Raw genomic sequence first — 11,747 nt, forward strand, 5'->3', positions numbered from 1 at the left:
CTGAACCTCTAGAAAAAACCGTATGTAATGATACTTAAGCTGTATCTACTTCATTGCATTATAAGAAATATCTTTTCCGGCAGCGTCTTTAGCAGCACTATCAACTTCTTTGTCGCATTTATCCTTGTCACCGCCACAGACGTCGCAAGCAACCTCCATACCAAGCGCACTCATTCCACCACACGAACCGGTAATCGGCTTATTGGCAAAAATAACGCCAACAGCCATAACCAACATTAACAGGGCAAGAACACCGAAAACTATGAAAAATAACTCCATAAGTTCCTCCTACTTAAGATACTGTTTAAACGAATCAGTGTGCATTGTTATGAGGCCTTCATCACCTCGATAGATAAATAACGCACTGATATTGTGCTTTGAGGCAAACTCATACCCCCTCTGCTCACCCATCACCATTAGCGCCGTCGCAAGCCCGTCAGCTAACATGCAATCTTCAGCAATCACACTAACAGATGCAAGCAGATGCTCAACTGGCCTGCCGCTGAGTGGGTCAATCGTGTGAGAATATCGTTTACCATTTTCTTCAAAATAATTTCGGTAATCGCCCGACGTAGCGAGCGCAGCATTACCAAGATGAACCCTAGTATAAACGTTTCTACCCTGTTTATCAGGTGATTCAATACCTAATACCCACAAGGAGTCACGAACACTTCTACCATGAGTCACTACCTCACCACCAATTTCTACCAGAAAGTTTGCGATGCCTTGGTCACGCAACGCGATAGCAACTTTATCTGCTGCAAAACCTTTAGCAATAGCAGAGAGGTCTAATTCTACGTCCTGGAGTTTGTACAGTTGACCGTCAACCAATTTAAAGCGTTGAACACCTACTTTTTCAAGCACAGAAGCGAGATTCTTTTCATCAACAACTATCCCCTTGTGCTTAGAGCCACCGCCAAAGCCCCAGGCATCAATTAGCGGACCAACAGTTGGGTCGAAGCTCCCTTCGCTCAAGTTATTTAACGCAAGCGCCTCATTAAGCACTTCAATAGTTGCGGCCGACAAGGAAACACCCTCACCTATAGCAGCGCGATTAAATCTAGAGACTTCGGAGTCAAGCTTATAGGTAGACATCAAAGAGTCTATCGAAGCAAGCTCAGCCTCAATCGCAGAATGAATCGTATTTAGCTGTGAACTATCAACCTCCGATGGGCTCACAATATTTATATTGTAAGTGGTACCCATCGTCGAACCACTTAAAGAATATTGAAGTCGGTCTGGATGAGGTTGGCCGCACGCCATTAGGCCGAGCATCAAAACCAAAAAAATAGAAAATCTAAACACAATAAATAAAAACCGCTGTAAACGAAAAACGCCAGCCTTGTTCAGGGCTGGCGTAACTAGAAATATAACTAGACGAGATTAACCGCCAAAGTCATCGAGTAAGATGTTCTCATCTTCAACACCTAGACTCTTAAGCATCTGAATAACAGCTGCGTTCATCATTGGAGGCCCACACATGTAGTACTCACAATCTTCTGGTGCTGGATGGTCTTTGAGGTAATTTTCATATAGAACATTATGAATAAACCCGGTGTAACCCTTCCAGTTATCTTCTTCCATCGGATCAGATAACGCAGCATGCCATACAAAGTTTTCATTTTCTTCTGCTAGCTTGTCATACTCGTCCTGATAAAACATTTCTCTCAAGCTTCGAGCACCATACCAGAATGACATCTTACGCTTAGACTCAAGTCGCTTAAGCTGATCAAAAATATGTGAACGCATCGGGGCCATACCCGCACCGCCACCAACAAATACCATTTCGTTGTCAGTATCTTTAGCAAAGAACTCACCAAATGGCCCGTAAACATCGATGGTATCGCCCTTCTTAAGATTGAATACGTAAGATGACATTATCCCTGGAGGGTGGTTCGTTCCTGGAGGAGGCGAAGCGATACGAATGTTGAACTTAACAAGCCCTTTTTCTTCAGGATAGTTTGCCATTGAGTAAGCTCGTATAACGTCTTCTTTAACAATTGACTTATACTGCCACAAGTTGAATTTATCCCAGTCTTCGCGATATTCGTCTTGAATTTCAAAGTTTTTATAATCAACTTCGTGAGGTGGACACTCAAGCTGAACATAACCACCAGCGCGAAAGTCAACGTTCTCGCCCTCTGGCAACTTAAGAACCAGTTCTTTAATGAAAGTAGCTACGTTGTCGTTTGATTCAACAGTACAAACCCACTTCTTAACGCCAAATACTTCTTCGTCAACTTCGACTTTCATGTCCTGTTTCACAGGAACCTGACAAGCGAGTCTCCAGCCTTCACCTTCTTCACGCTTGGTAAAGTAAGCTTTTTCAGTTGGAAGCATAGAGCCACCACCTTCTAAAACTTTACACTTACACTGCGCACATGTACCACCGCCACCACAAGCTGATGATAGAAATAGGCCTTCAGAAGCAAGCGTTTGAAGTAGCTTTCCTCCTGCCGGGGTTTTAATAGTGTTGTCAGGATCTTCGTTTATCAAGATAGAGACGTCACCACTACTCACTAATTGTTTTCTTGCGATCAGTATGATGGCTACAAGTGACAGTACAATCACCGTAAACATCACCACACCGAGTACTATTTCTGCATTCATATTAATACCTTATCTATCTACCCAGTGTTAATTAAAGCGAGATACCAGAGAACGACATAAAACCTAGTGACATCAAGCCTACAGTGATAAAGGTAATACCCAAGCCACGCAGACCTTCAGGCACATCACTGTACTTGAGCTTTTCTCGGATACCGGCCAATGCGACGATCGCAAGAGCCCAACCGACACCAGCACCCAAGCCATAGACCGTGCTCTCAGCAAGATTATAATCACGCTCAACCATAAATAGAGATGCACCCATGATCGCACAGTTTACTGTGATCAATGGTAGGAATACCCCAAGAGCGTTATACAGATCCGGGAAGTACTTATCCAAAACCATTTCTAGAATCTGTACCAAAGCAGCGATAACACCAATGTAAGTTAACAAACCCAAGAAACTCAGGTCTACATCAGGATAGCCCGCCCAAGCCAAGGCTCCATCTTTTAGAAGGTAGGTATAAATAAGATTATTTACAGGAACAGTGATTGCCAATACAACGACTACGGCAATACCTAGACCGGTTGCAGCTTGAATCTTCTTAGAAATCGCAAGGAAGGTACACATTCCCAAAAAGAATGCCAAAGCCATATTTTCAACAAATACAGCCTTAACAAATAGGCTTAAATAATATTCGATCATTAGAACGCCTCCTTAACAGAGTGAGACGAGATTTTGTAATCAGCAGGCTCTACCTGGTCTTTCTTCCATTGCCTTAAGCCCCAAATAAGCAAACCGATGATAAAGAAAGCACTTGGAGGAAGCAGCAACATACCATTAGGTACATACCAGCCACCATTGTTAACGGTAGGCATAAGCTCGATGCCAAACAACATGCCTGAACCAAACAATTCACGTACAAAAGCGACTAATAGCAAAATAACGGCATATCCTAAACCATTACCTATGCCATCCAGGAAACTCATGCCTGGGCCATTTTGCATTGCAAACGCTTCAGCACGCCCCATTACGATACAGTTCGTGATAATCAAGCCCACAAAAACTGAAAGCTGCTTACTAAGTTCATAGGCATAGGCCTTGAGAACCTGATCAACAACAATTACCAACGAAGCAATGATAGTCATTTGAACAATGATTCGTATGTTCGAAGGTATTTGGCTACGAATTACGGATACAAACAAGTTAGATAGGCCACATACTGCACATACAGCCAAGCCCATAACAACCGATAGCTCCATACTAGTGGTAACGGCTAACGCAGAACAAATACCTAAGATTTGAAGTGCGATAGGGTTATTGCTAAAAACTGGTTCAAAAAGAACTTTTTTTGCTGTTACATCACTCATTCTTAAGCTCCTTCACGCAAGCGATTCAGGTACTTTTGGAATCCCTGCTCGCCAGTCCAATATTGAATAAGGTTAGTCACACCCACACTAGTCAAAGTAGCACCAGATAGACCGTCTACCATGTATTCGGCATCAGCTCGACTTTTATCAACTGCGCCTTTAATCAAGCCAAGCTTTGGCTGATCGCTAGACGCGAAGTCGTAGACCTTTTTACCCGGCCAAATCGCTTTCCAGCGCGGATTATCAACCTCACCACCCAAGCCAGGAGTCTCGGCATGCTCATAGAAGCCAAGCCCAACGACTGTATTAGCATCGCCCTCCAAAGCCAAGAAACCATGCAGTGTCGACCATAAGCCATAACCGCTTACAGGAAGAATGATCGTTTCAATCTTTCCGGCATCTTCAACCAAGTAGATCTTGGCGAACTTAACTCTACGCTTGATACCTGCAACGTCGTCAGCTCGCGAAAGAGTTGTTGAAAAGGCTGGATCTTTAGCCGCTTTTCTCTGGTCGTAATCAAGGACATTTTCCTTATTTACTGCAGACGCCTCGACATATTCACCGCTATCCAAGTCAACCAACATTGGCTTAATCGCAGAGAAGGCATTCTCAATTTCAGTCGCCGAAGCGCCCTCAACCAATAAGCCTGCGGCAGCCAAAATATTAGCTTTAAGGTTTAGCGCCTTGTTCTTCTCTTGTATTGGCTTTAACAGTACAACAGAGCCCGCTACTACAATCGAACAGACAATACAGAGCAAAAATGCAACCGTAATAGTTTTTCCTACCGTTTCTTTACTAGACACGTGCCAATCTCCTCTTGATATTCGCTTGCATTACCAAGTGGTCAATATATGGTGCGAACAGGTTAGCGAACAATATTGCCAACATCATGCCTTCAGGGAATGCAGGGTTAACAACACGTATTAAAACAACCATTACACCGATGAGCGCACCAAATACAAACTTACCTTGGTTAGTCATTGATGCGGATACTGGGTCTGTTGCCATAAAAAACATCCCGAACGCAAAACCACCAATAACAAGATGCCAATAAAAAGGCATTGCAAACATAGGGTTAGTGTCAGAGCCGATCATATTGAAGATAAGTGACATTGCTGTCATACCACCAAATACACCAACAACGATACGCCAGGAAGCAATTTTGGTTGCAAGCAATGCAAAACCGCCAATCATAATCGCTAGCGTCGAAGTTTCACCAATTGAGCCCTGAATAAAGCCTAAGAACGCGTCGACCCATGAAACTGATTGGTTAAGACCTTCAATTCCGCTGGCTGCAACAATGCTTAGAGGCGTCGCGCCACTAAAGCCGTCGACAGCAGTCCAAACTGCGTCGCCCGAAATCTCGGCAGGGTATGCAAAGAACAAAAACGCACGACCAGTTAAGGCTGGGTTCAAGAAGTTCTTGCCTGTACCGCCAAAAATTTCCTTACCAACAACAACACCAAAGGAAATACCTAGAGCAACCTGCCACAAGGGGATATCAGCTGGAACGATTAAGGTAAATAGTATTGAAGTAACAAAAAAGCCTTCGTTAACTTCATGCTTACGCACGGTGGCAAACAACACTTCCCAAAAACCACCCACTACAAACACTGTCAGGTAGATAGGTATATAGTATGCTGCGCCATATACGAAGTTATGAAGAATATTTGACGCATCATGGCCAATGAAAAACATGCTATGCCAATCGGTTGGTATAGTACCCAGCCCAGCCGCTATAGCAGTATTTGCCTGGAAACCGACGTTCCAAATACCAAAAAACATAGCAGGGAATGCGCACAACCAAACCGTAATCATAATACGCTTAAGGTCGAGACCATCTCTAACATGAGATGTGGTTTTGGTTACACTTGATGGCGAATAAAAAATGGTGTCAGCAGCTTCGTAAAGCGCATACCACTTCTCGTACTTGCCCCCTTTCTCGAAATGGGGCTCCATTTTATCTAAAACTGTTCTAAGTCCCATGATCAACCCTCAATTTCGATTCGAGTCAGATTCTCTCGTAGAATCGGACCGTACTCATACTTACCAGGACAAACATATGTGCAAAGCGCCAAATCTTCTTCATCTAGCTCTAAACAACCTAGAAGTTGTGCTTGCTCTGTATCACCTACAATCAGAGATCGTAGTAACTGAGTTGGCAAGATATCTAAAGGCATCACTTTTTCGTAAGCACCAACAGGAACCATTGCTCGATCACTACCATTTGTTGTGGTCGTAAAGTTGAACAATTTGGCAGGGTTAAGCTTAGAAAGGTAAATATTCATCACAGAGAACTTGTTGGCACCAGGAGATAACCAACCAATAAACTCACGCTCTTTTTGTTCATCAAGAACACTAACTTGCGAAGCATAGCGCCCTAAATAATCAACTGTAGCTCTTGCGGTCCGGCCACCAAAAACCGAACCTGAAATGGCTCTGGCAGAGGTTGAACTAAGTTCATTGCTCAGCAGCTCAGATATATTGGCACCAAATTGAGTTTTAACCAAGCGCGGTTTCTTAACAGAAGGGCCAGCAATAGAAACAATCCGCTCTACATACAGTTCGCCAGTCGTGAAAAGCTTAGCGATCGCGATGACGTCCTGATAAGAAATAGTCCATACACTCTTACTATCGCTTACAGGATCAAGGTAATGGATGTGTGTTCCGGCATTACCAGCAGGGTGCGGGCCAGAAAACTCTTGCTTTTCTACGCGCGCGATGGGTGGTAGTTCGATGTTAGAACCAGCTTTAGTACAAACAAAAACCTTACCTTCAGTAAGTTTTTCAATAATACTTAAACCTTGACTAAAAGCCTCACCTTCGCCCGACAACACTACTTCAGGATCAGCAGCTAATGGGTTAGTATCAATTGCGGTAACAAATATTGAATTTGGCTGAGCAGTCAACTCAGGCACTTTACTATAAGGCCTAGTTCGAAATGCTGTCCAGACGCCAGATTCAACCAGATTCGATACGACTTGTTCACGAGTAAGACTTCCAAGATCTGAAGCGGAGTATTTTGCAAACTCTACTTTTTCATCACCAGATTTCTCGATTACAATCGACTGGAATACGCGCTTTTCGCCACGATTTACTTCAATAACCGTCCCGCTAGCTGGTGCAGTAAATTTCACACCTTCGGTTTTCTTATCTTCAAAAAGAAGTTGTCCCTTAGCTACCTTGTCACCAACCTGAACAGACATGGTTGGCTTCATACCAACATAGTCAAATCCAACTATAGCAACCTTGCTAATGGAATTTCCTTGGGTGATGCTTTGTTCGGGAGAACCGGATATTGGAAGATCGAGGCCTTTTTTAATATTGACCATTAATCCTGCCTTCTCATCAGAATTTGTGAATTTTCCGCCACGTTAGAATTTGTTCTGTTGAGTGCCATACAGTTAAAGCATTACCACTCGATTGCGGCGAACCTAAAATCGTGGACAATTATAGTGAGCCATTTAACATATTGCTACACTACGCACCAAAATTTACTTATATTCTACCCATTTAAAGTGCCAACCTGCTTAAAAAATCAACCCTAGCGTTTTAGCGTACAAATATAGGAGCACTAGATACTACCAACTAGGTAGACAAGATAAGTAAAGTAGTAAAAGTCAGCTTATACAAGAAAGAAAATAAAGGCGCCAACTGAACAGTTAGCGCCTGAAGGAAATATTAGACTCTAGCTCTTAGGGAAGACAGGATATTCTATGCCAGCCATTTGGTTGGCAATACGCACAACCTGCGCACTATAACCAAACTCGTTATCGTACCAAACATAAAGAACCAAACGCTTACCGCTTACGATAGTTGCATTCGAATCTACAATACCAGCACGACGTGAACCAACAAAGTCAGTTGAAACAACTTCATCTGAAGTCAGATAATCAATCTGCTTAGCCAAATCAGAATGCAGGGAAATATTACGCAAATAAGCATTCACATCTTCAACAGATGTAGCTTTTTCGATATTCAGATTTAGAATAGCCATTGAGACATTCGGAGTTGGAACACGAATCGCATTACCCGTCAAACGACCTTCCATCTTTGGAAGTGCCTTTGAAACAGCTTTTGCGGCACCTGTTTCAGTAATAACCATATTCAACGGAGCGCTACGACCACGACGACTACCTTTGTGATAGTTATCAATCAAGTTCTGGTCATTTGTGTAAGAATGGACAGTCTCTACGTGGCCATCAATGACACCAAATTCATCATCAATCGCCTTAAGAACAGGCGTAATAGCATTAGTTGTACAAGATGCTGCAGACAAAATCTGATCATCGTTTGCGATATCACCGTTATTGATGCCATAAACGATATTCTTAATGTCACCCTTACCTGGCGCAGTTAGAAGCACCTTAGCAACGCCTTTAGACTCAAGATGTCTACCTAGACCAGCTTCATCTCTCCAGATACCGGTATTATCAATAACGATTGCATTATTGATTCCGTATTGCGTGTAGTCGACCTGATCCGGACCGCCAGAATAAATTACCTGGATAGCATTTCCGTTAGCGATCAATAGATTGTTTTCAGAATCGACCGTGATTGTACCTTCGAATGGGCCATGCACCGAGTCTCGACGAAGCAAGCTGGCGCGTTTCTCTAGATCGTTTTTAGCACCGCCATCGCGAACGACAATTGCACGTAAACGCAGATTATTTCCACCGCCCGCTTTCTCAATCAAAATACGCGCAAGTAAGCGACCGATTCGACCAAAACCGTACAACACGACATCTTTGGTATTTTCAGAAGCTGCTTTGCTAGCCTCTTCACTGTAGCCACCAACAACGTCGGATAACTCTGCTTTGACAAACTCTTCTAAACTAACATCATTGGTTTGTTCAGCAAAGCGAACGGCGAGCTTACCAACGTCAACACGAGCATGACCAAGCTCAAGCTCATCCATCACCTTTAATACCGCATAAGTATCGTGGACAGATAATTCTTTCTCTTCCACCTGGCGAACGAAACGATGTGACTTAAGAATTCCGATTACTGACTGGTTAATAACAGCACGACCATAGATGGACGTAACAATATTATTACGACGGTACAAACGACCAATTAATGGAATCATCGCCTCTGCAGTCGCTTCACGACTCTTCCAATCTGAAAAACAGTTATCAATCACTTCATTGCTCACGCTTAACACCTCTATTTGTTTATGCGTCAAATCAGGGCCGCTATTATCCAGATATATAGTTCAGCGTGCAACGCTTTGTGGTTAAATTAAGGCGTACACGTCTTAATCTGGGTCAATTAGCAACAAAATAGATTAAATATGCCGCACATATTTCCGTTATAAGTTAAAACAGCTAAAATCAATGAATAACAATCATAAGCCTATCAAGAGTAAAAAACGTGGCCGATACAAATGCGCTTGTCGTAGATGACTCATCTACTTCAAGAATGCTACTAACAAAAATTCTTAGAAAAATGGATATCCAATGCGAGCAAGCCTCATCGGGCGAGGAAGCACTATCTCAACTTGGATGGTTTCACCCGGACTTTATTTTTCTAGATCACTTAATGCCTGGTATGGATGGCTTTGACACTCTGAAAGCCATTAAGTCAAACCCAGACACACAAAACATTCCCGTCATTATGTACACCTCACAGCATGCTCATAAATATTATGAAGAAGCTCACGCCCTGGGCGCTGCAGGCGTTATATCCAAGCAAATTGATCGCGATAAGTTATATTTAATGATCAGTCGAATCTGCTTGAAGCCCAAAGATGACGATAAAGACGTCCCTACTGTCTACCAGGAAGTACAAAAAAACCTTGAAACCTCAATTGCCGACATGTCGAACAGCAAAGTTTTAGCGCGAGTATCGACATTAGAAACCGCATATGAAGAGCTTCACGAGGAAAATAGAAACCTAAAACTAGAACTCGCGCAATCTAAAGCTGATAGCGAGGAGCTTCGATTAAAGTCACAAAACTTTACTCCTTCTCAGATAGTCATCACACTATTTCTCGCACTAGCCTTGTTTGGCACAACGTTTACTTGGTTTACAACGCAGCGCATTGAATCAAACTTTGCCAGCACTCAGACTCGCCTTAACTTGATGGATGGATTGGTCGAGGAAATAATTGATTACCTTGAAAACAACTCGCCTTCTAATCAGTAGATATGGATATTGACGTACGTGGAAACTAAGACATCAAAGCAAAAACAGCCCGACCTCGATAAAATTTATCCACGACTTAAATTTTTGATCATTGACGATTTTGAAAGCTTCCGTTCATCGTTGCGCCTCATGCTATCGTCTTTTGGCGCTGTACATGTCGACATTGCCTATTCTGCCGAAGATGCCTTAGAAAAATGCCGCTTTAACTTCTATGACATAGTATTATGTGATTTCAACCTTGGTGCAGGCAAGAACGGCCAACAGGTTCTTGAAGCACTTCGCGTAAACAAGCGCCTCAAACACATCCATTTATTTGTTATGGTTACTGCAGAAACAGCTAAAGATGTTGTTCTCGGCGCACGCGAGTACCAACCCGACGCCTACATTGCAAAACCAATTACGCGCACAGTATTAGAGCAGCGCCTTGGTCAACTGGTAATGCAACAACGAGCACTAAAGCCTATAAATAAGGAACTTGATCTAGAGAACTACCCCAAGGCTATCAGCCAGTGCTTGGCACTAATCAATGATAAGTCACGATACTCTTCTTGGTGCCACCAAACATTGGGCCAACTTTACCTACAAATTGGCGACACACAAAGCGCAATCAGGCTGTATGAGTCAATTATCGCAAAGCGCGAAATACCGTGGGCATCGCTAGGGCTGGCGCAAGCTCAATTAGCAAATCAAGACTACTCACCTGCCCTGGAGAACTTTAAGGCGGCACTTAAACTTAACCCCTACATGGTTGAAGCATATGACGGTCTCGCAGCTTGCTACGAGAAACTGAATCAACCACAGAAAGCACAAGAATCACTTGAGTCAGCAGTTGAAATGTCGCCCAGAGTAATTCTACGTCATGAGAAACTAGGCAAGCTATGTCAAAAGAATCAAGACATTGAAAGCGCAACAGAGGCATACAGGAAAGCTATTCGATATGGCGAACACTCAATACATGAAAAAGCTGACAACTACCTAAACCTTGGCCGCTGCTTATCCGAAAGGTCATCGGGAGACCTTAGTGATTCTGGCAAAACACATGCGGACGAAGCGATACAAGTTCTAAACGAATTAACACATAAATTTTCGGCTGACGAACAGGCCTGCCTCAATGCAACGCTTATCGAGGCTCGAGTATTTAATGGTCAGAACAATGCCGAAGCAGCACAGGAAAAACTTCATCAAGCAGAGTGCATGATTGAAGAAGAGAAGCTCTCAGCGGAAATTGGCATCGAGCTAGCAAAGACACTCTACTCCTTAAACGAGCTTGAACGTGCCGAGAAACTCTTAATCACACTCGCTGAGCGATTCAGTAACGACCCCGAAGCGCTAGCGCAAATTGAAAGCCAGCTTGACGAACCCGAAAGCTTAGTGGCCAAAAAGCAAGCAAAACGCCTTAATAAATCAGGTATTGAGCAGTTTGAACAAGGCCAACTTGCACAAGCTGCTGAAGCATTCAAAGAAGCGCTCAAGCATACACCAAGACACGCAGCCTTGAATCTTAATCTAGCTCAAGTTGTAACGAAGCTATTTAAAGAAACTGCTGACCATAGCTTATTAAAGCTTGCAGAGCAGTCCCTTGAAAAAATAAACAACATACCCGAACAGCATAACCAATACCGAAGGCTTAAACACCTCGAGAAGCAAGTAGCAGAACTTCAATCCAAAAAACAAAATTGAAC

11 protein-coding genes are annotated in these 11,747 nt (G+C 43.1%); 2 read left to right on the top strand and 9 right to left on the bottom strand.

Annotated elements, in window-relative coordinates:
- Window positions 1–45: 45 nt before the first annotated feature.
- The 9 genes from nqrM to A3757_RS19545 all read right to left on the bottom strand — a co-directional run bounded on the left by nqrM (window position 46) and on the right by A3757_RS19545 (window position 9,073).
- Window positions 46–279: a (Na+)-NQR maturation NqrM gene (nqrM, locus tag A3757_RS19505; protein WP_068506484.1), complete on the bottom strand. Its 234-nt coding sequence runs from the start codon at window positions 277–279 to the stop codon at window positions 46–48.
- 9 nt (window positions 280–288) lie between these two features.
- A complete protein-coding gene (locus tag A3757_RS19510; protein WP_156490566.1) occupies window positions 289–1,305 on the bottom strand; it encodes an FAD:protein FMN transferase in 1,017 nt (338 codons plus the stop codon).
- 78 nt (window positions 1,306–1,383) lie between these two features.
- Window positions 1,384–2,610 carry an NADH:ubiquinone reductase (Na(+)-transporting) subunit F gene (nqrF, locus tag A3757_RS19515; protein WP_068506479.1) on the bottom strand — a complete coding sequence of 409 codons (1,227 nt, stop codon included), beginning with the start codon at window positions 2,608–2,610 and terminating at the stop codon, window positions 1,384–1,386.
- A 31-nt stretch (window positions 2,611–2,641) separates the two neighbouring features.
- Window positions 2,642–3,253, bottom strand: a complete 612-nt coding sequence (gene nqrE, locus A3757_RS19520) for an NADH:ubiquinone reductase (Na(+)-transporting) subunit E (RefSeq protein ID WP_197470144.1) — start codon at window positions 3,251–3,253, stop codon at window positions 2,642–2,644.
- A complete protein-coding gene (locus tag A3757_RS19525) occupies window positions 3,253–3,918 on the bottom strand; it encodes an NADH:ubiquinone reductase (Na(+)-transporting) subunit D (protein ID WP_068506475.1) in 666 nt (221 codons plus the stop codon). Before A3757_RS19525 ends, nqrE begins: the two co-directional genes overlap by 1 nt.
- Before the next feature lie 2 nt (window positions 3,919–3,920).
- Complete coding sequence (locus tag A3757_RS19530) at window positions 3,921–4,721, bottom strand: Na(+)-translocating NADH-quinone reductase subunit C (RefSeq protein ID WP_068506472.1); 801 nt, start codon at window positions 4,719–4,721, stop codon at window positions 3,921–3,923.
- Window positions 4,714–5,904, bottom strand: coding sequence for an NADH:ubiquinone reductase (Na(+)-transporting) subunit B (locus A3757_RS19535; protein ID WP_068554700.1), 1,191 nt, complete (start codon window positions 5,902–5,904; stop codon window positions 4,714–4,716). Before A3757_RS19535 ends, A3757_RS19530 begins: the two co-directional genes overlap by 8 nt.
- Window positions 5,905–5,906: 2 nt before the next feature.
- Entirely contained in the window at window positions 5,907–7,250 is a 1,344-nt protein-coding gene (locus tag A3757_RS19540; RefSeq protein WP_068554698.1) for a Na(+)-translocating NADH-quinone reductase subunit A, read from the bottom strand.
- Between the two features lie 356 nt (window positions 7,251–7,606).
- A complete protein-coding gene (locus tag A3757_RS19545) occupies window positions 7,607–9,073 on the bottom strand; it encodes a glyceraldehyde-3-phosphate dehydrogenase (RefSeq protein ID WP_068506464.1) in 1,467 nt (488 codons plus the stop codon).
- Between the two features lie 218 nt (window positions 9,074–9,291).
- Between A3757_RS19545 and A3757_RS19550 the strand changes: the two genes are divergently transcribed.
- The gene (locus tag A3757_RS19550; RefSeq protein WP_068554696.1) at window positions 9,292–10,065 is read left to right on the top strand and encodes a PleD family two-component system response regulator; all 774 of its coding nucleotides are present in this window, start codon (window positions 9,292–9,294) and stop codon (window positions 10,063–10,065) included.
- Between the two features lie 18 nt (window positions 10,066–10,083).
- Entirely contained in the window at window positions 10,084–11,745 is a 1,662-nt protein-coding gene (locus A3757_RS19555; RefSeq protein ID WP_082865439.1) for a tetratricopeptide repeat-containing response regulator, read from the top strand.
- The last annotated feature ends 2 nt before the right edge of the window (window positions 11,746–11,747 follow it).

The organism is Oleiphilus sp. HI0117, assembly GCF_001635235.1.

Excerpts from the sequence above, each read along its gene's own strand:
- nqrE (WP_197470144.1), bottom strand. The coding sequence starts at position 3,253 with ATGATCGAATATTATTTAAGCCTATTTGTTAAGGCTGTATTTGTTGAA.
- nqrF (WP_068506479.1), bottom strand. The coding sequence starts at position 2,610 with ATGAATGCAGAAATAGTACTCGGTGTGGTGATGTTTACGGTGATTGTA.
- A3757_RS19535 (WP_068554700.1), bottom strand. The coding sequence starts at position 5,904 with ATGGGACTTAGAACAGTTTTAGATAAAATGGAGCCCCATTTCGAGAAA.
- A3757_RS19540 (WP_068554698.1), bottom strand. The coding sequence starts at position 7,250 with ATGGTCAATATTAAAAAAGGCCTCGATCTTCCAATATCCGGTTCTCCC.
- A3757_RS19525 (WP_068506475.1), bottom strand. The coding sequence starts at position 3,918 with ATGAGTGATGTAACAGCAAAAAAAGTTCTTTTTGAACCAGTTTTTAGC.
- nqrM (WP_068506484.1), bottom strand. The coding sequence starts at position 279 with ATGGAGTTATTTTTCATAGTTTTCGGTGTTCTTGCCCTGTTAATGTTG.